The sequence below is a fragment of the Aeromicrobium erythreum genome, from assembly GCF_001509405.1.
Classification (GTDB): domain Bacteria; phylum Actinomycetota; class Actinomycetes; order Propionibacteriales; family Nocardioidaceae; genus Aeromicrobium; species Aeromicrobium erythreum.
The window spans coordinates 1120382-1141413 of record NZ_CP011502.1; the positions used below are offsets into that span (position 1 = coordinate 1120382).

Annotated in this window: 18 protein-coding genes; 6 read left to right on the forward strand and 12 right to left on the reverse strand. The window is 72.0% G+C overall.

The window, feature by feature from the left end; genetic code table 11:
* Positions 1–15 precede the first annotated feature (15 nt).
* Complete coding sequence (locus Aeryth_RS05335; RefSeq protein WP_144433682.1) at positions 16–2997, forward strand: Eco57I restriction-modification methylase domain-containing protein; 2982 nt, start codon at positions 16–18, stop codon at positions 2995–2997.
* A gap of 38 nt (positions 2998–3035) precedes the next feature.
* On the opposite strand, the gene Aeryth_RS17860 is transcribed toward Aeryth_RS05335, so the two are convergent.
* A complete protein-coding gene (locus tag Aeryth_RS17860) occupies positions 3036–3173 on the reverse strand; it encodes a hypothetical protein (protein ID WP_158509181.1) in 138 nt (45 codons plus the stop codon).
* Positions 3174–3357: 184 nt separating this feature from the next.
* The gene (locus tag Aeryth_RS05340) at positions 3358–4299 is read right to left on the reverse strand and encodes an SDR family oxidoreductase (RefSeq protein ID WP_067855622.1); all 942 of its coding nucleotides are present in this window, start codon (positions 4297–4299) and stop codon (positions 3358–3360) included.
* Positions 4300–4428: 129 nt separating this feature from the next.
* On the opposite strand from Aeryth_RS05340, the gene Aeryth_RS05345 reads away from it, so the two are divergent.
* Positions 4429–5262, forward strand: coding sequence for a helix-turn-helix transcriptional regulator (locus tag Aeryth_RS05345; RefSeq protein ID WP_067855625.1), 834 nt, complete (start codon positions 4429–4431; stop codon positions 5260–5262).
* A gap of 13 nt (positions 5263–5275) precedes the next feature.
* On the opposite strand, the gene Aeryth_RS05350 is transcribed toward Aeryth_RS05345, so the two are convergent.
* The 8 genes from Aeryth_RS05350 to Aeryth_RS05385 form a co-directional block, all read right to left on the reverse strand.
* Complete coding sequence (locus Aeryth_RS05350; protein ID WP_144433683.1) at positions 5276–6073, reverse strand: lytic transglycosylase domain-containing protein; 798 nt, start codon at positions 6071–6073, stop codon at positions 5276–5278.
* On the reverse strand, positions 6031–6909 hold the full coding sequence (locus Aeryth_RS05355) for an anchored repeat-type ABC transporter permease subunit (protein WP_067855628.1): 879 nt from the start codon (positions 6907–6909) through the stop codon (positions 6031–6033). The genes Aeryth_RS05350 and Aeryth_RS05355 overlap by 43 nt, the downstream gene beginning before the upstream one ends.
* Position 6910: 1 nt before the next feature.
* The gene (locus tag Aeryth_RS05360) at positions 6911–7741 is read right to left on the reverse strand and encodes an anchored repeat-type ABC transporter ATP-binding subunit (protein WP_083516276.1); all 831 of its coding nucleotides are present in this window, start codon (positions 7739–7741) and stop codon (positions 6911–6913) included.
* Entirely contained in the window at positions 7738–8724 is a 987-nt protein-coding gene (locus Aeryth_RS05365; protein WP_083516578.1) for a choice-of-anchor M domain-containing protein, read from the reverse strand. Before Aeryth_RS05365 ends, Aeryth_RS05360 begins: the two co-directional genes overlap by 4 nt.
* On the reverse strand, positions 8724–10283 hold the full coding sequence (locus tag Aeryth_RS05370; protein ID WP_202967709.1) for an anchored repeat ABC transporter, substrate-binding protein: 1560 nt from the start codon (positions 10281–10283) through the stop codon (positions 8724–8726). The genes Aeryth_RS05365 and Aeryth_RS05370 overlap by 1 nt, the downstream gene beginning before the upstream one ends.
* Complete coding sequence (locus Aeryth_RS05375) at positions 10280–14476, reverse strand: TIGR03773 family transporter-associated surface protein (RefSeq protein ID WP_067855634.1); 4197 nt, start codon at positions 14474–14476, stop codon at positions 10280–10282. Before Aeryth_RS05375 ends, Aeryth_RS05370 begins: the two co-directional genes overlap by 4 nt.
* A 68-nt stretch (positions 14477–14544) precedes the next feature.
* A complete protein-coding gene (locus Aeryth_RS05380; RefSeq protein ID WP_067855637.1) occupies positions 14545–15105 on the reverse strand; it encodes a hypothetical protein in 561 nt (186 codons plus the stop codon).
* Positions 15106–15346: 241 nt separating this feature from the next.
* Entirely contained in the window at positions 15347–15967 is a 621-nt protein-coding gene (locus tag Aeryth_RS05385) for a prolipoprotein diacylglyceryl transferase (RefSeq protein ID WP_067855640.1), read from the reverse strand.
* Between the two features lie 185 nt (positions 15968–16152).
* On the opposite strand from Aeryth_RS05385, the gene Aeryth_RS05390 reads away from it, so the two are divergent.
* Both Aeryth_RS05390 and Aeryth_RS05395 read left to right on the forward strand, forming a co-directional pair.
* A complete protein-coding gene (locus tag Aeryth_RS05390; RefSeq protein WP_067861387.1) occupies positions 16153–17001 on the forward strand; it encodes an alpha/beta fold hydrolase in 849 nt (282 codons plus the stop codon).
* A gap of 16 nt (positions 17002–17017) precedes the next feature.
* Positions 17018–17320, forward strand: a complete 303-nt coding sequence (locus Aeryth_RS05395; protein WP_067855643.1) for a 4a-hydroxytetrahydrobiopterin dehydratase — start codon at positions 17018–17020, stop codon at positions 17318–17320.
* 3 nt (positions 17321–17323) lie between these two features.
* Here Aeryth_RS05395 and Aeryth_RS05400 read toward each other — a convergent pair whose 3' ends face one another.
* The gene (locus Aeryth_RS05400; RefSeq protein WP_202967710.1) at positions 17324–17959 is read right to left on the reverse strand and encodes a vitamin K epoxide reductase family protein; all 636 of its coding nucleotides are present in this window, start codon (positions 17957–17959) and stop codon (positions 17324–17326) included.
* A 107-nt stretch (positions 17960–18066) separates the two neighbouring features.
* Between Aeryth_RS05400 and Aeryth_RS05405 the strand changes: the two genes are divergently transcribed.
* Complete coding sequence (locus Aeryth_RS05405) at positions 18067–19509, forward strand: flavin-containing monooxygenase (protein WP_067855646.1); 1443 nt, start codon at positions 18067–18069, stop codon at positions 19507–19509.
* 117 nt (positions 19510–19626) lie between these two features.
* Positions 19627–20280 carry a DUF998 domain-containing protein gene (locus Aeryth_RS05410; RefSeq protein WP_067855648.1) on the forward strand — a complete coding sequence of 218 codons (654 nt, stop codon included), beginning with the start codon at positions 19627–19629 and terminating at the stop codon, positions 20278–20280.
* Here the strand turns inward: Aeryth_RS05410 and Aeryth_RS05415 are convergent.
* The gene (locus Aeryth_RS05415) at positions 20249–21028 is read right to left on the reverse strand and encodes a DNA-formamidopyrimidine glycosylase family protein (RefSeq protein WP_067855651.1); all 780 of its coding nucleotides are present in this window, start codon (positions 21026–21028) and stop codon (positions 20249–20251) included. The two genes, Aeryth_RS05410 and Aeryth_RS05415, sit on opposite strands and share 32 nt — an antisense overlap.
* Between the last annotated feature and the right edge of the window lie 4 nt (positions 21029–21032).

The window sequence follows — 21032 nt, forward strand, 5'->3', positions numbered from 1 at the left end:
CCCTAGGGTTGGACCGTGCCGTTCGTCCGTTTCACGAAACAAGAAGCCCGTCTCGCGATGACCATCTTCGTCGCGGACTACCAGCGGCACGCAGCGGACCTTGAGGCGTCAAACTCGCCCTACACCGAGCTGGAGGCACGAAGCGAGTACATCGACCGCTTCCTGCGTATCCTCGGCTGGGACGTCGGCAATGAGGACAGCCAGCCTCAGGTGCTCCGGGACGTGGTCCTCGAACGCGAGCTGAGCGAAAGCGATGAAGGCGGCCGCCCTGACTACCGGCTCAGGGTGAGCGGACGCGATCGACTGCCGGTCGAAGCGAAGAAGCCATCGGTCAGGTTGTCCACTGCGACAGGTCCAGCCCGGCAGGCCCGGTCCTATGGCTGGTCGTTGTCGCTGCCTGCAGCAGTGCTCACCAACGTCGCCCAGACGGTGGTCTTCGACACGACCGTGGCTCCGATGGACGGAGACGGACCGGATGTCGCGGTCGTCCCGGGTGGTCGATTCACCGTCAATGATTACGTCGCGCGCTTCGACGACCTCTGGGAGCGCCTGTCCTACGAGTCAGTTACCAGCGCGACGTACTTCGACCTGTACTCCTACACCGAGCCCCCTCGTGGCACGTCGCCGTTCGACAACGCTTTCCTGGCCCAGTTCAAGAGGTGGCGCCTCTTGCTGGCAAGTAACATCGCGTCACAGAACCCTGCCCTCCCAGAAGCTGAGGTTGGTCGTCGGACGCAGCGCCTCCTGAACGCGCTGCTCTTCCTCCGTGTTTGCGAGGACCGCAACATCGGGCAGTACGAAGCCCTGCTGAAGTCCGCAGAAGACGACAAGCTCTTGGATGCCTTCCGTGCAGCCGACCGATCGTTCAATGCGGGTCTTTTCGATGTGCTGACGTCCACCACGCTGACCTCTTCGGTTCTCCGAACCGTAGTCCGCGAGATGTACTGGCCCCGGAGCCAGTTCGCCTTCGGTGTACTTCGGCCCGACATCCTTGCGGCGGTCTACGAGCAGTACCTCGCAGATCGTGTCGAGGTGGATGGCGCTCGGAGAGCTGCGCTCAGGCCAAAGCCAGAACTGACTCACGCTGGCGGCATCGTGCCGACTCCTGGTTGGGTCGTCACCAACCTGGTGGCTGGCGGACTTGAGCCGCAACTCGTTACTGGTCAACCAGTGCCCGATGACTTCCGAGTGCTGGATCTCTCGATGGGCTCAGGTCCATTCCTCATTGAGGTCTTGGAACGCCTCATCGAGGTCGAAGAGCGCGCGGGTCGGACGGTCGGACTAGCCGAGCGGGCAGCCCTGGTGAAGGCACACCTGCATGGCGTCGACATCGATGGCGCAGCGGTCGAGGTCGCCAAGCTCAGCCTCTTATTGGCCGTCCTCGGCGACGAGGTGATCGACACCTCCAGAGCGCGCAATTTGCTGCCCGACCTGTCGAACAACCTGCTGGTTGGGAATTCCCTGGTGGAGTCGAACTTCGACTCTGTCGTTCCCGTAGCGGCCGCGATTCCTGAGCGTCGTGCAGCCGTCGCTCCGCTTGATCTGGCTCGGACCTTCGCCAGAGTCATCCAAGAGGGCGGCTTCAACCTCATCGTCGGCAACCCGCCCTACGTGCGCATCCAGGTCCTCTCCGAGTTCATGCCCGACCAGCTTGCGTACTTCCAGGATGGACGGAGCCACTTCGAGTCGGCTCAATCGCACAACTTCGATGTCTACCAGTTGTTTGTCGAGCGGGCGTTCCAGTTCCTGTCGGCCGACGGCTATCTCGCATACATCGTGCCCAACCGGTTCACGAATCTGCTCCCGGCCACGACCATGCGGCGAGTGCTCGGGCCGCGCCTCGGCCGGCTGGTGCACTTCGGTGAGCAGCAGGTATTCGAGGGTCGCCAGACGTACACGGCGCTGGTCGTCGCAGGACCTGCGTCGACAGATCCCGCCGAGTTCGAAATCGTGAACAATCTGGCTGCTTGGCGCGAGACAGGCGCGTCATCCGTGGTCCACGTCGACCGCGCTGATTTAACCGGTGAGGCTTGGCCCATTGCGAACGAGGCCCGCACCAAGGTGTTCGAGAAGATGGTGGCCGCTGGCATTGCCAAGCTGGGCGACGACGGCTGGATCAGTTTCTTCGTCGGCGTGCAGACCTCGGCCGATGACGTCTTCTTCGTAAAGCCAGACCCGAACCGCTCGGACAATCTGGTAGCGCGCTTCACCGATTCCACTGGCGTGTTGCATGAGGTCGAGCAGTCGATCCTTCGCCCGGCCGTCCGCGACCGGACGCTTGAGCCATATGGGCGTGCTCCCGTGCCGGATGCCTTCGCGATCTTCCCGTATGACGTGCAGCCACCCGCGCAGGGACACAAGCGAGGAACTGCCCACGTCTATGACGAGGCGACGATGCGAGCACGCTTCCCGAAAGCGCTCGACTACCTCACGACGCATCGCGCAGCCCTTCAAGGTCGCTCTGTGACTCCTGACCCCGGTCCCAACTTCTGGGCGTATGGCCGATCGCAGTCATTGTGGAAGCTCGATGAGCCCAAGCTCGTCGTGCGCGTGCTGTCGCTGGCGCCGCAGTACATGCTCGACACCGATGGGCTGGTCACCCCAGGTGGCGGCGACGGCGGACCCTATTACCTCGCTCGTCCAGACGCGGCCTGTCCGTACTCGATCCATGTTGTGCAAGCGATCCTGTCGCATCCAGCAGTCGATGCCTTCGTGGCTTCGAGGGGCCGGTTGTATCGCGGGTCCTATGTGGTGCACCGCAAGGCATTTATGGAGGCTGTCCCCGTGCCCGACCTGGATACCACCGAGCAGCAGGAAATCGAGACGGCCGTCACCGAGATGCAAGACATCGTGGTGCAGCGCCGCACCGAGCAAGATGCGGCGATCCTGACCACACTCACAGGACGATTCGAGGTGCTGCGCACCAAGGTCAACGACGCCATCTCTGCGGCGTACGGGCTCGCTGCGGAAGATGTTGCAGCCATCGAGGGCGACTGAGGCCTTTCAGGCTGCTTCGACATTCGGGATACACCGACCTATGCTTTGTCGTAATCCTTCTTGCACGCTTGCAGCGTTTCCCAATCGGCTTTCAAGCCGTCGAGCGTGGGCGCCGCCGCAGGCGTTGCGAGCGGCTGAGAGTGGCCGTCGATGTAGCGGCATGCGTCGTCGAACACTTTGTCACTTTCGAGATGCAGTCGGGCAACGCGTCAACATTGATCCGCGTCAGGCCACCCATTGCCACGTTCGGGTCTGCCCCGAGTGTCAACCAAACTCGGGGCAGACCCCTGCGCCGCGGAGCGGCCGTCGGAGGGATCACGGCAGCTCCATCCTGGGTGTATCGAGCGAGGGCGCCGGCGGTCAGGGGGCGAACGTGACCCTCGCCGCCTCCTCGGACCAGGTCCACAGACGTCGGGCGGCCTCGGCGTCGTCGAGCGGCTTCCAGAGCTTCTGGGGGCCCGGGCGGCCGGAGGTGCCGCCGAGGCCCTGGGGTCCGTAGAAGTGTCCGCCGTCGGAGGTCGGGGAGGTCGCGGCCATGAGGCAGGGGAGGCCGGCGCTGTCGACGGTGCCCACCAGGACCCCGCGTCGTGACAGCCAGCGGATGAGCCGCACCTCGCGCGTGTCCGAGGGGCGACCCATCTCCGGGCGGGCGGCGAGCAGGCTGGTCGGGGCGACGCCGGGATGGGCGACGGTGCTGGTGATGCCCCAGCCCTCCCGGCGGCTGACCCGGTCGAGCTCGAGCCCGAACAGGCCGACGGCGATCTTCGACTGCCGGTACAACTGCATGGCGTCGTAGTCCTGCTCACCGTCCAGGTCGTCCCACTGGATGGCGCCGGAGCGTGCGACGACGCTCGTCTGGGAGGTCACGCGGGCCCGGCCGGCCACGAGCAGCGGCAGCAGGTGCGCCGTCAGCGCGACGTGGCCGAGGTGGTTGGTGCCGAGCTGGAGCTCGAAGCCGTCGGCGGTCGTCCGGCGCTCCGGCGGGGTCATGACGCCGGCGTTGTTGACGAGGAGGTGGACCGGCGCGCCCTGGGCGCGCATCAGCCCGCCGAAGTCCGCCACGGAGGCCAGCGACGACAGGTCCATGGGGTGGGTCGTCACCTTCGCGCCGGGGTGCTCGCTCCGCAGCCGCTCGGCAGCCCGCTCGCCCTTGTCCGCGTTGCGGACCGGGAGGACCAGCTCGGCGCCGGCGCCGGCCAGTCGCCCGGCGATGCCGAGGCCGATGCCGTCGCTCGCGCCGGTGACCACGGCGCGACGCCCGGTGAGGTCGGGAAGGGTGATATCGGGGGTCCTGCGCGGCATGGGCTCGCTCCTCGGTGCGTCCTGCGGCCCCGGTCTCGGGGCACGTCCCCACCGTGCGGCATCCGCCGACGGACATCCAGGGACTGTCGGTCCGTGGATCGGGAGCGCCTGGTCGGTCAGGATGGACGCATGATCGATCGGTCGGGACTCGCGGAGTTCCTGCGGCTCCGGCGGGAGTCGCTGCAGCCGGAGGACGTCGGCCTGCCCCACGGGCCGCGGCGTCGCACCAGGGGGCTGCGCCGCGAGGAGGTCGCCGTGCTGTGCCACATGTCGACCGACTACTACGCGCGCCTGGAGCAGGAGCGCGGGCCGCAGCCGTCCGAGCAGATGGTGGCCTCGATCGCCCAGGGACTGCACCTGACCCTCGAGGAGCGCGACCACCTCTTCCGGCTCGCTGGCCACCGGGCACCCCTGCGAGGCGCGGAGAGCCACCACGTCGGCCCAGGGATGCTGCGCATCTTCGACCGCCTCGTCGACACCGCCGCCGAGATCGTCACGGAGCTGGGGGAGTCGCTGCGGCAGACGCCGCTCGACGTCGCGCTGGTCGGCGACCTGAGCCAGCGGGTGGGTCCCGCCCGCAGCATCGGCTACCGGTGGTTCACCGAGCCGGCGGCGCGCGACCTCCACCCGCCGGAGGACCACGACTTCTACTCGCGCATGTACGTCTCGGGCCTGCGGGAGATCGCGACCTTGCGCGGTCCCGGCTCGCGCGCCCAGCAGCTGGTCGACCTCCTCACCGACTCGAACGAGGAGTTCCGTGCGCTGTGGAGCGAGCACCAGGTGGGCATCCGACCCCGCAGCGTGAAGCGCTACCAGCACCCGACCGTCGGACTTCTGGAGCTGAACTGCCACACGCTCCTCGACCCGGAGCAGAGCCACATGCTGCTCGTCTACACCGCGGCGCCCGGCTCGGACAGCTACGAACGACTCCAGCTGTTGTCGGTGGTCGGGGCCGGCAGCTGACGTCGCTGGCTCGTCAGCGCGCCGCCAGCGACGCCAAGGAACGCGCCTGCTCGAGGACCCGGGCGTGGTACTCGCTGCCCTCGTTGTAGGAGGAGATCGCGGCCACCCAGTCGGGGCCGTGGGTCAGGTCGCGCTCGCCGTGGCACAGGTACCGGGCGGCGGCGAGGGCGGCGTCGTCGACGTGCTGCGGGTCGGCGCGACCGTCGCCGTCGCCGTCCGCGCCCCACCGCTCCCAGGTCGAGGGCAGGAACTGCATCGGGCCGACCGCGCGGTCCCAGCGGTCGTCGCCGTCGACCTCGCCGTCGTCGGTGTCCCTGAGGGCGCGCACGTCGCCGCCGTCGAGCGCCACGCCGACGATCGGCGGGTCGGCGACGCCGTCGTCGGTGACGACGGAGCCGTCGATGGTGCCGTGCTCGGACTCGACCGCGCCGATTGCCGCGAGCGTGTTCCACCCGAGTCGGCAGCCGGGCTGCTCACGCTCCAGGCGCAGGGCTGCACCGGCGTACGCGCGCAGCACCCGTGCCTCGACACCGGTCGACGCGGCCGTCGCGTCGATCCAGGCGCCGTCGGGCAGCTGGGCCACGGGCACCTGAGCCGGGTCGGGCTCGGCGGTCCGCGACGCCACCGCCTGTGGTGCGGCCGACGTCGTCGAACGCGCTGCAGCCGGTGCCTGCGAGCCGCTGCCGTCGGGCAGGACGACCGCGACGACCAGCAGCGCGACGCCGAGCAGCCCGGCGAGCCCGGCACCCAGCACCGGCAGCCGCTCCCTCATGCGACGCCCCGCGCCGCGGCCGGTCGACGGCCGGTCCATGCCGCGAGCATCCCGTGCCGTGGCGCGACGAGCCAGGTCACGACGAAGACGGTCGTGAGCGTCAGCACGACGACGGCGCCGGTCGGGAGGTCCCACGTCCACGAGACGTAGAGCCCGACGAACGCGCCCACGGCTCCGATCAGGGGGGCCAGCACCATCATGACCCCCAGCCTGGAGGTCAGCAGCCGCGCGGTGGCGGCCGGGGTCACCAGCAGCGCCAGGACGAGCACGTTGCCGATCGTCTGCACGCTCACCACCACGCTCAGCGCGATGAGCACGTACAGCGCGAGGTCGACCCAGAACACGCGCACCCCCTGCGCGCGGGCGCCCTCGCGGTCGAGCCCGACGCTGACGAGCTCGGGGTGCAGCCACGCGCACACGGCGAGGACGACGACGGTCACGACGCCGACGGCCACGAGGTCGCCGTCGTCGACGCCGGCGATCGACCCGAACAGGAACTGCTGCAGCGAGCCGGCGTAGCCGGGCGCCTGGGCGATGATCACGACACCGAGCGCGAACGCCGCCACGAACAGCACGCCGATGACCGAGTCCTCGCGGAGTCGGCGGTTCTGGGCCATGACGGCGATGAGCACGGCGGTCAGCACCCCGGCGACGGCGCCGCCGAGCACGAGGTTCGCCGACAGCACGAACGCGACCGCGAGGCCCGGGAACACCGCGTGCGCGACGGCGTCGCCGATGAAGGCCGTCCCGCGCAGGACGACGTGGCAGCCGACGACCCCGCACACGAGCGCCGACGCGACGGCGACGGCCAGCGCGCGGGGCAGGAACGCGAGGTCGGGGTTGACGAGGTCGGCCAGGAAGTCGAGGAACCCCACGTCACACCGCCTGGAGCGCGCGCACGAGCGCGCTGTCGGGGCGGGTGCGGAACGTCTCGACCCACGCCTGCACGTCGGCGGCGACCTCGCGGGTCGGTCCGTCGGCGCGCACGGTCCCGTTCACGAGCACGAACCGGTCGCACTGGTCGACGGCGCCGACGAGGTCGTGCGTCGACATGAGCACGGCCAGCCCGTCGTCGGCGAGCTCGCGGACGAGGGAGGTGATGAGGTCCTGGGCCGGCACGTCGAGACCGGTGAGGGGCTCGTCGAGGAGCAGGACCGACGACTGCAGCACGAGCGCGCGGGCCAGCAGCACGCGCTGGCGCTGACCTCCCGACAGCTCGGCGACGGGCCGGTCGGCGAGGTCGCGCACGTGGGTGCGCTCGAGCGCGTCGGCCACGGCGCGCCACCCCGCCGCTCCGGGGCGCCACCCGGTCCAGCGGGTGCCGGTGAGCCCCGACGCGACCATGTCGGCGACGCTCACCGGGAAGTCCCAGGCGACGTCGACCCGCTGGGGCACGTGACCGATGCCGGAGCGCCCCGGCCGCACCGGGCGACCGTCGACGACGACCTCGCCGCCCCGGCGGGGGACCACCCCGAGCACCGCGCGCATGAGCGTGGTCTTGCCGGCTCCGTTCGGTCCGACGAGCCCGACGACCTGCCCCGGCTCGACCGTCAGCGCGACGTCGCGCAGCACGGCACGGCCGGCGAGGTCGACGGCGAGGCCGGAGACGCGCAGCCCCCGCTCCGCGGGCGGCTCGGGCCGGCTGCGTGCCGACGCCCCTGCGACGTCCGGCGAGGCGGCGTCGTGTGGCGTGCCGACCGCGGTCATGCGACGTCCGTCCCGCCGAGCGCGCGGCGACGCTGGCCGCGCAGCCGGACGACGGCCACGACGGCGCCGACGACGAGCAGCACGGCCAGGGCGGCGATGGCCACGACGAGCACCGTCACGAGGACGCCGTCGTCGCTGGTCGGCGCGGCGGCCGTGTCGGTGGTGGAACCAGGTGCCTGCGTGCTGCCCCGCCACGCGGCGGCGAGCGCCTCCTGCGGGTCCGTGCCGTCGCCGACCGCGAACCGCAGCACCTGGGTGTCGGTGGCGGTGCCGCCGTCGACGAGGTCGGCGATCGCGCTGACGCGCACGAGGTAGACGCCCGGCTCCGTGAACACCCAGTTCGCGTGCGTGTGCGTGTTCACGTCGACGAAGAAGTCCTGGCGGGCGTCCTTCGCCGACGTCCACAGCACCTCGGGCTCCTCGAACGAGCCGGACTGCAGGTAGGTGACCATGCGGCCGGGACCCTGGACGCCCTCGAGCCGCAGCGTCATGCCGCGGTCGATCGTCTCCATGACCCGCGGCTCCTGGGTGTTCCAGCCGACCCAGGGGGCTCCGGCCGCCTGCGTCTGCGGCAGCGCCCACACGGTGCTGCCCGGCTTCGCGCCGAGGAACGCGTACGTCGGGTCGTCGGGGGCGGGGAGGCGGACGGCGTCGGGCACGGCGAACACGGTCTTGTCGGGCAGGCGCCAGGTGCTCTGCTTCGACGGGTCGGCCTTCGCGGTGTCGTCGTGGACGAGGAAGCGCCACGCGCCGTCGACGTAGGTGGGCCCGAGGTCGACGTGGCCGCCCTCGAGCACCTTCACGTCGGTGACGACGGGGTCGTCGCCACGCACCGTCTGACGCAGGTCCGGGTCGTCCGCGGCGACCGCGACGGTCGGGACGAGAGCGACCAGGACCGCGGCCAGGGCGACCAGCCGCCACGGGCTCCTCCTGGACGTGGAGCGGGACGGGCGCGGGCCACCGACGGGACGGGTGGAGGGCATCACGGGTTCTCCTGGGGTGCGAGGCACTGGACGAGGGAGCGGGCGTTGTGGCGAACGAGCTGTGCGTAGCTGCGCACCGTGGCGTCGAACGCGTCGCCGTAGAGGGGGCAGACCTTCACGTGCTGCTCACGCGCGACGTCGACGAGCGTGCTGGAGCGGGCTCGCAGGTTCGGCTCGAGGAACACGGCCGGCACGTCGAGGTCGGCGATGGTGCGCGCGAGCCGGCGACGGTCGGCGAGCGACGGCTCGATGCCGGGGTGCGGGGTCACGAAGCCCGACACCTTGAGGCCGTAGGCCTTCGCGAGGTAGCCGAACGCGTCGTGGGAGGTCACCAGGTGACGCCGCGACGCCGGGATGCTGCCGACCGCGCGGCGCATCGTGGCGTCGAGGCGGTCGAGCTCGCGCAGGTAGTCCCTGGTGCGGGCGCGGTACACGGACGCACCGGCCGGGTCCACGTCGACGAGGGTGTCGCGGACGAGCTGCACGTACGCCATGACGTTGCGGACGTCGTGCCACAGGTGGGGGTCGATCTCGCCGTGCACGTGCTTGCCGAGGACGGCCTGCGGCAGCTGGTAGACCCCCGTGCCCGGGCGGCCGAGGAACCGCAGGCTGCGCTCGGCCGGCACCTCCGAGAGCGCCTTGGTCGGGACCTCGACGACGACGTCCTCGAGCGGGAGGGTGCGCTGGCTGTGGTCGCCACCGCCGTCCGGGTCGTAGCGCACCACGAGACGGCCGGTGTCGACGTCGGCGGCGAGGTCGGCGTGACCTCCGTCGACGACCACCGCGTCGTCCACCCCGGCGCGTGCCGGGTCGACGCCGACGGCGAAGGTGAGGGTCCCGGCGCCGCGCGGCACCCCGGGCCCGTCGTCGTCGACCTGCAGCGCCGCCTCGAACCGCAGCCGGTACACGCCCGGCTCGGTGAACGCCCACGACATGTGGGTGTGTGCGTCGAGCGGCAGCACGGCGGTGTCGTCGTCGTCGAAGCCGTCGGCCGACCCGAAGGTCACCGTCGTGTCGCCGAACGTGCCGGTCAGGTAGGCCCAGGCGTCGCCCGGTCCCGTCGCGGCCGTCGCCGACAGCCGCACCTGCGACGCCCGGTCGGCGCCGAAGGCCGCGCCGTCGCCGATGGATCGCAGGCCGAGCCACGGCGTGTCGAGGCGGAGGTTCTCCACGAGCGGGATGACCTCCGCGGCGTACTTCGTCGCCCTCTCGGCGAGGGCGACGTTCGGCGCGCCGGCATCGATGTTGGCGTCGAGCACCTTGACGACGGCGTGCTCCTCCAGCAGCGCGTAGTTGCTGAACGCGGCGTCGGCGTAGGCGGCGTCACGCGCCGACCGCAGGGTCGGCTCGAAGGAGTGCGGGTCGGCCCCGTCGGGGACGATCGAGACGACGTTCACCCGGTCGCCGCCGACCTGCTGCACGAGGTCGCGCAGCAGACCCGTGGTGGTCACCACCTGCACCCGCCCGTCCTGGTCGGACAACCGCGGCGGGGGAGCGCAGGAGGTGACCGCCAGCGAGCCCGCCAGCGCGAGCGTCGCGAGCCGGGAGGTCCGTCTCACGCGGCCGTCCCGTGGAAGCGCCGACGCCACCAGAGCGCGCCGGCCGCCGTCGCGAGCAGCAGCCCGCCGAGCACACCGAGCAGCAGCCTGACCGGCCCCCTCTCGAGCGCGGAGAGCACCGTGTCGACGGCCCCGTCGTCGGACTCCGGCACCAGGCCTCGGGCGACTGCCGCCGCCTCGGCCCGGTCCTGCGCGGCTGCCTCGGCCGACTCCTCGAGCGTGCGGTCCTGGCTCGCGACGTCGGACTGCGGCAGTGCACCGCACCCTCCGCCGGACGCGGCCGCCGCGGGGTTCACGTCGCCCACCGCGAAGGTCAGCGTCGAGCGGTCGGAGACGGCCTTCCCGTCGGCGCGGGTGGCCTGCTGGGTGAAGGCCACGCGGTAGAAGCCCGGCTTGCTGAAGGCCCAGTTGGCGTGGGCGTGGACGCCGAGCGGGATGCTGGTGCTGCCCGGGCCGTCGAAGACCATGCGCTCCACGCCGCCGAACGTGCCGGCCGTGTAGACCCGCAGGCTGCCGGGACCCTGGACCGAGTCGAGGCGCCAGCGGACGGACCCGCGGACCTGGCTCGTGTCGAGGCTCTCGGTGTTCCAGCCGAGCCAGACGAGGTCCGGCACCTGGGTCTGGGGCACCTGGTAGATCGAGCTGCCCGCACGTCCGACGGCACCCAGCCCGGTGGGGAGCCGGACCTTGCTGCCGGGCTTCACCCAGAGCACGACGTCCTTCGGGTCGCGGTAGACCTTGGCGCCGGAGCCGTCGGTCCCGACAAGGGACCGGAGCCGGCCGCCGACGAGACGCGTCGCGTAGTCGACGTGCCCGGACGAGATCACCGTCGCCCGCTGCGGCACGCAGGTCTGCCCGGCGGCCAGCGCGGCGCGCGCTCCGGAGCCGCCTGCACCCGATCCGCCGTCGCCGGACCCGCCCGAGCCGCCGTTCGAGCCGCCCGGTCGAGGTGCCGTCGGCACGCGGGGCGCCGCGGTGAGCGTCACGTGGTCCCAGCCGACGAGCTCGCCGGAGCGACGCTTGACGACGAGCCGGTGGTCGCCGGTGCGGGCGTCGGCGGGCATCCGCACGCGCAGGGCGCCCGACGCGTCGACCTGGGCCCAGCCGAGCCAGCGCGGTCGGCTGTGCAGCCACACCGACACCCACTCACCCGCGTCGACGTCGGGCACCGAGACGAGCGCCTGCGACCCGCGGACGAGCCCGTCGCGCCCGTTGAGCACCCGGACGCCGCCGGTCGTGGCATCGGTCAGCGACGCCTCGGGCACGGGTCGGGTGTCCGCCGCCCCCGGTCGGCCGTCGGCGCGGAAGCAGGCCTTCGGGTCGACGGTGCGCAGGTCGGTGCGTCCCACCGCGACAGCCAGCGTGAACCGGTGCCGCAGGGTGCGTCCCGAGGCCGACGTCGCCGTGCGCTCGGAGTCGAGGCAGTACACGCCCTCCGCGCTGAACGCCCACGTGCCGTGCGCGTGCGTGCGCGGCGGGATCGTGAACGCGTCGGCGGAGGTGATGCCGTCGCGCGTGTTGAAGCGGACATCGACCGTGCCGAAGCCGTTGGGCACCGATGTGAACAGCGCCATCTCGCCCGGACCGCTCGCACGCAGCAGACGCCAGCGCACGCCGCCGCGCAGCGTGCCGTCCGGGATCGCCTCGGTGGACCAGCCCGGCCACACGATCGACTCGTCCTGCGTCTCGGGCGCCAGCCACACGGGGTCGCCGGCCCGGCCGAGGAACGCGAGGTTCGCGCCCGCGGGGATGCGCTGCGCCGCCTGCCGGCCGACGTGCAGCACCGTCGACGTGAACGGACGCCAGGCGACGTCGCGGCCGGTCGCGCTGTCCTTCACGTGGGTGACCAGCGCACCGCGGAGCACCCGCGATGCGAAATCGACGTGGCCCTCGTCGATGATCGTCGCGCCGGCGTCGTTGCGCCAGCCGTTCGGCGCGTCGTAGACCGGGTCCTTCTCGTCGACCGGCGGCGTCGGGCTGCTCGTCGGCGTGGGGCTCGGGGTCGGTCCCGGCGTCGTCGGGGACGGCGTGGGCTCCGGCTCGGGGTCGGACGGTCCCTCCGGCTCGGCGCCCGCGGCGCACGTCGTGCCCAGCGCACCGTGCTCGGCCGCCCGCCACCACGGGCTGTCGGGGTCGGAGGGCCGCACGGGACCGTCGACGACGAGGGTCAGGGTCGCGTCGCGGCGCTCGCCGCGACCGTTCGTCCAGCGCAGGTCGACGCAGTACCGGCCGGGCAGCGACGCCTGCACCCGCACGCCCTGCACCGTCTCCTCGCGGGGTCGCAGCGTGCGCGGCGAGCGGGAGGTGTCGTCGGACCGTGCGTCGTCGAGGTGCAGGGGCCCCGGGCCGCGCATGCGCAGCAGCTCGAGCGTCTCGCCGCCGTCGGAGGCGGGCACCCCGAGCGTGTCGAGTCGCAGGGTGCGGGTCGAGAGCAGCTGCAGGGAGTCGAGGTAGCTGCGCACCGTGGGGTTGCGCAGGTGCACGACCGTGTCGTCGAGCCGGGTGTAGGCGACCGGACGCTGGCGTGCCGTGTTCCACGAGGCGGCCGCGATGCCGGCGTTCGTGGTCGGGTGCAGCGACACATGGCCGTCGTCGGTCACGACGTGCGGGCCGGGGCCCGACGTCAGCTCCGTCGGACCGGGAGCCGGCTCGGTGGGCGGCGGCAGACGTCGGGCGCACGGGGTGACGCGGTCGGCGTCGACGGTGTCGCCGACCACCATGGTCAGCCAGTCGCGACGGACCTGGAGGTCGCCGGCGATCTCGGTCTGCGCCGACACGGCCAGGCAGTAGACGCCCGGGGCGCTGAACGACCAGTTGTAGTGGGCGTGGTTGCGGACGCTCGCCGCCGAGAGCACGGCCGGAGTACCGGCCGGGAGGACGCCGCCGCGTGTGCTCACCAGCACGTACGGGCTGGAGGAGCCGGTCCAGATCGAGAGGTCGCCGGGCGGACGTCCTCCGTCGGGGCCGGCGACCTGCTCGATCGCCATGTCGGTGCGGCGACCGTTGGCCACGAGGGCGTCGTCCTCGGAGCTGCTGCCGATCCACGGGAACGCCTTCGTCCCGCCCTCGACGGAGCCCGACGACTGCGGGCTGTTCCACAGTGGCTGGCCGGGCGTCCCGAGGAAGGCCCAGTCGTCGCCGGACGGCACGGAGGTGCGCAGCAGGTCGGGGTGGACGACGACCAGGTCGCGGTAGGGGACGCGGCCGTGACCGTCGACCGAGGCGTCGAGCACGAGGCGACGGTCGGTGTCGCCGACGATCCGCGGCGCGACCACGTCGGCGTGCCCGCTGCGCATGACGTACGTCGGGTCCTCGGGCTCCGGAGTCGGCTCAGGGGTCGGTTCGGGCGTGGGCTCGGCGGTCGGCTCAGGGGTCGGTTCGGGCGTGGGCTCGGGGGTGGGTTCGTCGGTCGGGTCCGGCGTCGGCTCAGGGGTGGGGCCGCTGGCCGACGTCCCGCACGCCGCGTCGTCGGGCACGGCGTCGCCGACGGCGAAGCGCAGCGTCACGGGCGCGCTGCGGGCACGGGCCGTCATGGTCGACAACGTGCCCTCGACCGAGAGCGACACGCAGTAGAGGCCGGGTCGGGTGAAGCGGTGCACCCAGTGGCCCACGAGTCCGCCGGTCGTGTTCTTCGCCGTCCTCAGCACGCCCTCGCGTGACTGCTCGGCACCGTTGGCGCCACGTCCGGTGCCCATCGGCGTCACGAACGCGAACTCGTCGTGGGTCAGGAGCGGTCGGGCCAGCCCGCTCCACGGCTGGCTGTAGTCGTAGCGGTAGGTCTGGTAGGTGCCGCCGGCCGGGGCGACGACGTCGTCGATGCGGTAGGTCAGCGTCGGGTCGCCCGCCGCGCGCGCCGTGTAGGAGAGCGCGACGGACGGCGCCACGCTGTCGTCGGTGGTGGACCCGCTGATCCAGGCGCGCTCACCAGGCGTGCCGAGCGTGCGGTGCGCCGGGGTGTCCGGCAGCTCGTAGGACGTCGCGTCGCTGATGCGGAACGTCGGTGCGGTCGGCGGCGTGACCCAGTCGAGCGCGATGCCTCCGTCCGCGGTCTTCACGGTGCGGAGCACGTGCTTGCCGGTGGCGACCGAGCCGTCGGCGGCGACGGTCGGCACGGCGGACAGGGTGAGCCCGACCAGGCAGGCCGTGAGGGCCGTGACGAGGGCGGTCGCGGGAAGTCGGAGGGACGAGCGCATGAGGACCTTCGCAGGGGAGGGGGAGGGGCGCCTCGGGGCGGCAGCGTGTGCCGCCCCGAGGCGGGGTGTCAGGAGCCGGCCGTGATGTTCAGCGGCGAGAGGGTCTCGGCGAAGGCGCCGTCACCGGTCTCGACGTCGAGGCTCACCGCGTAGCTGGTCGCGGTGGCGCTGGCCGCGGGCAGACGCCACTCGCCGTGGACGTGGTCGGCGGCCTGCGTGAGGGTCACGGTCGACGAGCCGCCGAACGTCACGCCCGAGTCGAGCGTGATGGTCACGGAGTCGGCGCAGACGCTCTCGGCCCCGGCGGCGACCTCGTAGCTGAAGCCGAGGTCGGGCAGGGACGAGTCGAGGTCGGCGTCGACGACCCAGGCGCCGCCGGTGTGGCTGACGCCCGCGCTGGACGCCGGGAAGGTGGCGCGGTGGTTGCCGATGTCTGCCGGGGCCACGTGCTGGCCGCCGAGGTGGCTGCCGAGCTCGTAGCTCGCGGCGCCGCCGGCGTCGGTGCACTCGAGCTCGACCACGTCGTTGTGGCCGGCCGGGATGGCCGTCTCGGCGTGGGCGGGGAGGCTGAACGCCACGGAGGCGGCTCCACCGGCGAGGACGGCGGTGATGAGACGTGCAGAGGACATGCTTCTCCTTCGATCCGTCCGGGGCAGCTGCCGACCGGACGTGGATGGGTCGGACGACCGCGGGCGCGGTCGCGGTGCTCTCTCACCGCCACCGACCGGGCGACACGGCGGCCGCGTGGTGGCGGCCAGGTGCGAGCACCTTAGACAAGAATGAGAATCATTGTCAAACACGCACGAGAAGATGCGCGCGCATGACGACGCCCCCGCCCGCAGGTGCGGACGGGGGCGTCGGGGGAGGTGCTCAGGACGAGGAGTCGTCCTGGGTGTCGGGTGCGGCGGGTCCGCCGCGACCGGGACCGCCGGGGCCACCGGGGCCACCGGCCGGTCCGAGCAGGTCGGCGTCGAAGGCCTTCAGGACCGACGCCTTGTCCGAGGAGCTGATCGTGCCCTCGTCGACGGCGTCGTCGAGCCGGTCGGACAGCGCGCTGCGCTCCTCGGTGCGGCGCTCGGTGCGGTCGGACTCGGCCTGCTTCTCGGCGGCGGCGAGCGCCGACTCGACCTTCGACTCCGAGACGCCGAGCTCCTTCGCCAGGGCGGCCGCCAGCTTGGCGTCACGCTGCTCGCGCTCGGCCTCGGTGGGCGGGGTCGGCTTCTCCCCGTCCTTCGGCTTGGCGGGCCGCAGGTCGTCGCGGACGGCGGCCAGCGCCTTCTCGACGACCGACTGCTCCAGCCCGAGCTGCTTCGCGATCACGGCGGCCTGCGCGTCGGGGCCGCCGTGCGGTCCGGCGGGGCGGGCGCTGGTGCTGGTGCCGCTGCCGGTCGAGGCGGTGTCCGCGGACGCGAGCGCCACGCCGCCGACGGCCAGGCCGGCTCCGGCCACGAGGCCGGCGATGCCGAGTCGGGCTGCGGTGGAGGTGTTCATCAGGTGACTCTCTTCCGTTGAGGTGTGTCCTCGTCGACGATGACGAGCGTTCCTGTGGCGTCGCTGTGCGCGACGTCAGGGACCGCTGGGCGTCCGTCCGGCAGCGGGCGGCGACGTGCAGCAGGTCGCGGGGGCTCGGCCCGGCAAGGTGCGGCGGTGCCCGTACCGCCGGTATGGTCACCGACATGGCCAGGCGACGTCGGATCCACACGTTCTCCCACGACGGTCTCACGTTCGACGTGCGCGACACTGGGCCGCTCGACGGCCCGCCGGTCGTGCTGCTGCACGGCTTCCCGCAGACGTCGACGTCGTGGGACAAGGTCAGCGAGCTGCTCCACGGCGACGGCTACCGCACGATCGCGCCCGACCTGCGCGGCTACTCCCCGGGCGCCCGCCCGTCGGGTCGCCGGGCCTACGCGACCGAGCTGCTGGCCGAGGACGTCGCGGCCCTCCTCGCGGTCGTGGGGGAGCCGGTGCACCTCGTCGGGCACGACTGGGGCTCTGCGATCGGCTGGGTCGTGGCCGCGCGCCACCCCGACCGGCTGCTCTCCTGGACCGCCGTGTCGGTGCCCCACCCCGCGGCCTTCGTGGCCTCGATGGCACGCAGCACCCAGCTGCTGAAGTCGTGGTACATGGGCTTCTTCCAGCTGCCGGTGGTGCCCGAGCTCGTGCTCACGCGGGCGCGTGGCGTGCGCGAGCGGGTGCTGCGCCACGCCGGCATGGACCGCGACCTGCTCGCCCGCTTCCAGACCGAGATGGTCGACGGCGGGGCGCTGACGGGCGGCCTCGGCTTCTACCGCGCGCTGCCGTTCTCGGCCAAGGGTCTGCAGGGCACGGTGCGCGTGCCGACGACCTTGGTGTGGAGCACCGGCGACGTCGCGCTCGGTCGCGCCGGCGTCGACCTGACGCCGCGTCACGTGGACGCGCCGTACGAGCTCGTGGTGCTCGAGGGCGTCAGCCACTGGATCCCCGACCACGCCCCGCAGGTGCTGGTCGACGCCATCACCCGACGGGCTCGCGCGGCCGCTGCCTGACGCGTACGGTCGGGACATGGACGAGCCCTTCGACCCGGCCCGCGTCACCCAGGCGCTCGAGCACCTGCCCGGATGGGAGGGTGACGCGTCGGGCCTGACCCGCACGTACCACTTCGAGAGCTTCGCCGACGCCATCGGCTTCATGGCCGCGGCAGCCCCGCGCATCGACGAGATGGACCACCACCCCGAGTGGACCAACGTCTACGACCGGGTCGACGTGCGGCTCGTCAGCCACGACGTGAACGGCGTCAGCGGACGCGACGTACGACTGGCCGAGGTGCTCGACGAGCTCGCCGGCGCCGTGGCCGGCTCGTCCTGACCGTCAGGCCCAGAGGTTCTCGCCGAAGCGGAACCAGATGGCCGACAGCACTGCCACGTACCAGAGCACGATCACGAGCAGCGTCCAGTTGCTGAGGAACCGCGTGACCGCGGAGCGCGGCGCGAAGGCGCGCAGGTTGCGTGCGGTGACCACCACGAACAGCGGGATCATGAACGTCCACACGACCATGCACCACGGGCACAGCTTCCCGATGTCGTAGATGCTCTGGTACTGCAGCCAGGTCACGAAGCCGATCCCGAAGAGCACGCCCACCTGCAGCCCTGCCCACACGAAGGCGGGGAGGCGGACACCGGCGAGCAGGAGGACGGCGAGCGTCACGACGACCGTGAAACCGACGATGCCGATGATCGGGTTCGGGAAGCCGAACGCGGACGCCTCAGGGGTGTTGATGACGCCACCGCAGCTGACGAAGGCGTTGAGGTCGCAGTTCGTCGTGCCCTTGCCCGTCTCCGCGAGGTCGGTCAGGTATCGGACCTTCTCGATGGTCAGGGTGATCGCCGCCAGCAGTCCGACCACGCCGGCGACCAGCATGAACCACCTCGGGTCGTGGACGTCGGCGTCGCCGGCCTCCCTCGTGTCGGGGGCCCGGTCACGGTCGTCCTGCAGCACGTCGCTCACGCCGCCGATCGTAGTGGAGGGCTGGTCGTCAGGACAGGGCGTCTTGACGTGCCTCCGTACCCCGCGTACGGTTTCGGATACCGTCGGTATCTGAAAGAGGTTCGCGCATGGAGCACGTCGACGTCGTCATCGTCGGTGCCGGTCTGTCCGGCATCGGCGCCGCCTACCGGCTGAGCACGATGAGCCCGGGGTCGAGCTACGCGGTCCTGGAGGCGCGCGACGCGATGGGCGGCACGTGGGACCTCTTCCGCTACCCGGGCATCCGCTCGGACTCCGACATGTACACGCTCAGCTACCCGTTCCGGCCCTGGACCCACCGCAAGGCCATCGCCGACGGCGCCGACATCCGCGAGTACATCCGCCGCACCGCCGACGAGCACGGCATCGCCGACCGCATCCGCTACGGCCACCGCGTGGTCGGCGCCAGCTGGTCGTCCGACGACGCGCGCTGGACCGTCACGAGCGAGGTCGACGGCGAGCTCGTCGAGCAGACCTGCTCCTTCCTGTTCATGTGCAGCGGCTACTACGACTACGACGAGGGCTACACGCCCGACTTCCCTGGGCTGGAGGACTTCGGCGGGACCGTCGTGCACCCGCAGTTCTGGCCCGAGGACCTCGACTACGCGGGCAAGAAGGTCGTCGTCATCGGCTCCGGCGCCACCGCGATCACGCTCGTGCCGTCGATGGCCGAGCGCGCCGGTCACGTGACCATGCTGCAGCGCTCGCCCACCTACATCACCTCGCTGCCGCAGGAGGACGCGATCTCCGCGGGCCTGCGCAAGGTGCTGCCCGCCGGGCCGGCCCACCGGGTGACGCGGCTCAAGAACGCCGCCACGGCGATCGGCTTCTACGAGTTCTGCCGCCGCTTCCCGTCGGCGGCCCGCAAGATCCTGTTGAGCCGCGCGCAGGGTGCCGTGCCCGAGGGCTTCGACCCCCAGCATCTCACCCCGAGCTACGACCCCTGGGACCAGCGGCTCTGCGTCGTCCCGAACGGCGACCTGTGGCGCACGCTGCGTCGCGGCCAGGCGTCGATCGTGACCGACCGGATCGACTCCTTCGACGAGACCGGCATCCGCCTCGTCTCGGGCGAGCACCTCGACGCCGACGTCGTCGTGACGGCCACGGGCCTGAAGGTCGTCGCGCTGGGCAAGGTCGCGATCGACGTCGACGGCGAGAAGGTCGACCCGAACGAGCGCTTCGTCTACAAGGGCCTCATGGTCAGCGGCGTGCCGAACCTGGCCTGGTGCATCGGCTACACGAACGCGTCCTGGACGCTGCGCGCCGACCTGTCGTGGCAGTACGTCGCCCGGCTGCTCGAGCACATGCGCCGCCACGGCTACGTCGCGGGCATGCCCGACCCCGACGCCGTGGGCGGGCAGGGTGCGCCGGCGCTCGACCTGCAGTCCGGCTACGTGCAGCGTGCCGTCGGCGTCCTGCCCCAGCAGGGCAAGGAGCGTCCGTGGACCGTGCGTCAGAACTGGTTCCTCGACGCCTGGGACAACCGCCGCACCGACCTCGACGAGCAGATGATCTGGACGAAGGCCTCCTGACCCTTCCTCCCACCCCCTGAGCGTGACGTTTGCGGGCCGGATCGGCCGTTCCCACCCCGCGAACGTCACGCTCAGCGGGGTGGGCGAGGCGGGGTGGGGGACGACTAGGGTGGGCCGGTGCGCATCGACCAGCTGACCCTGCGGGCCGCCGGCGGCGCGCTGCTTCTCCTGTCCCTGCTGGTGGTCCTCGCCTCGCCCGGCGACGTGGTCGACCGACCCGTGGGCGCCGTGCTGGCGGGAGGCCTCGGAGCTCTCGTCCGGGTGGTGCTCGCGGCCGCCGGCCTGTCGCTCGTGCTGTCGCTGCAGTCGCTCGCTCCGTCGCTCGACCCTGAGCGTGGCTCTGGGCGGCCTCGGCGCGCGGTGCCGGTGCTGCTCGGACTCCATGCCCTGTCGCTCGTCGCGCTCGCCTTCACCTCGCCCAGTACGGAGCCGTTCGGGACGGGCGCGGTCGCCGCGCAGGGGACGGCGTCGTCCGCCCTCGGCGACCTCGCGCTGCTCGTCGCGTCCACCGCGCTCCCTGCGGCGATGATCGTCCAGGCCGCGCGCTGGCGGCGCGACGAGACGACCGCGCCGAGGGCGAAGGGCGCTTTCGTGGCTGCCGTGGTGTCCCTGTGGGCGTCGCTGGCCTACTCGCTCGCCGACCAGGGCACCCTGCCCGCCCCCGGTCTCTGGCAGCGCGTCGCGTTCGTCGTCGCCTGGGTCTGGCTCGCCGTCCTGTTGCTGCGTACCGCGGGCGACCTCACGTCTGGCAGTGGGGGCACCAGAAGGTGATCCGCTCGCGGCCCGGCTGGTCGCCGAGCTCGCCGTCGCGCAGCGGGGTGCCGCAGCGTCGGCAGCGGGCGTGCTCGCGCCGGTAGACCCAGCGCTCCTCGCCCTGACGGGTGCTGCCCGTGAACGTCCGCTCCACCCGCGCCTTGTTGACGTCGAGCAGGCGGTGCCCCCGCTCGACCACGCGCGCGACGTCGGGCACGTCACCGACCCGGCGCGTCGGTGCCAGCCCCGACAGGAACAGCAGCTCGTTGACGTACTCGTTGCCCAGCCCGGCGAGGTTGCGCTGGTCGAGCAGCGCCACGAAGATCGGCCGGTCCGGGTCCGACTCGACCCGACGCGTCGCCTCCGCGAGGTCCCAGTCGGGGCCGAGGAGATCGGGCCCCAGGTAGGCCAGCGCGTCGTCGTCGTTCTCGCGCTTGAGGATCTCGAGCAGGCCCAGCTGGAAGCCGATCGCCTGGTGCTGCTCGGTCTCGAGCACGATGCGCGCCGTGTGCGCCGGACGACGCCACCGGCTGCCCCGGCGCAGCACGTGCCACGCACCCTCCATCTTCAGGTGCGAGTGGATCGACGCGTCACCGACGCGGATCAGCAGGTGCTTGCCGCGGCTCAGCACCTCATCGACCGTGCGGCCGGACAGGTCGAGCGTCGCCCACTGCGGCACCCGCACGTCCGAGCGCACCAGCTCCCGGCCCTCCAGCACCTCGCGCAGGTGGTGCGCCGTCCGCCAGACGGTGTCACCTTCGGGCATCGGC

Coding starts and splice junctions, on each gene's coding strand:
- Aeryth_RS05350 (WP_144433683.1), bottom strand. CDS start 6,073: ATGGACCGGCCGTCGACCGGCCGCGGCGCGGGGCGTCGCATGAGGGAG.
- Aeryth_RS05360 (WP_083516276.1), bottom strand. CDS start 7,741: ATGACCGCGGTCGGCACGCCACACGACGCCGCCTCGCCGGACGTCGCA.
- Aeryth_RS05375 (WP_067855634.1), bottom strand. CDS start 14,476: ATGCGCTCGTCCCTCCGACTTCCCGCGACCGCCCTCGTCACGGCCCTC.
- Aeryth_RS05390 (WP_067861387.1), top strand. CDS start 16,153: ATGGCCAGGCGACGTCGGATCCACACGTTCTCCCACGACGGTCTCACG.
- Aeryth_RS05345 (WP_067855625.1), top strand. CDS start 4,429: ATGATCGATCGGTCGGGACTCGCGGAGTTCCTGCGGCTCCGGCGGGAG.
- Aeryth_RS05365 (WP_083516578.1), bottom strand. CDS start 8,724: ATGCCCTCCACCCGTCCCGTCGGTGGCCCGCGCCCGTCCCGCTCCACG.
- Aeryth_RS05405 (WP_067855646.1), top strand. CDS start 18,067: ATGGAGCACGTCGACGTCGTCATCGTCGGTGCCGGTCTGTCCGGCATC.
- Aeryth_RS05380 (WP_067855637.1), bottom strand. CDS start 15,105: ATGTCCTCTGCACGTCTCATCACCGCCGTCCTCGCCGGTGGAGCCGCC.
- Aeryth_RS05340 (WP_067855622.1), bottom strand. CDS start 4,299: ATGCCGCGCAGGACCCCCGATATCACCCTTCCCGACCTCACCGGGCGT.
- Aeryth_RS05395 (WP_067855643.1), top strand. CDS start 17,018: ATGGACGAGCCCTTCGACCCGGCCCGCGTCACCCAGGCGCTCGAGCAC.
- Aeryth_RS05385 (WP_067855640.1), bottom strand. CDS start 15,967: ATGAACACCTCCACCGCAGCCCGACTCGGCATCGCCGGCCTCGTGGCC.
- Aeryth_RS05415 (WP_067855651.1), bottom strand. CDS start 21,028: ATGCCCGAAGGTGACACCGTCTGGCGGACGGCGCACCACCTGCGCGAG.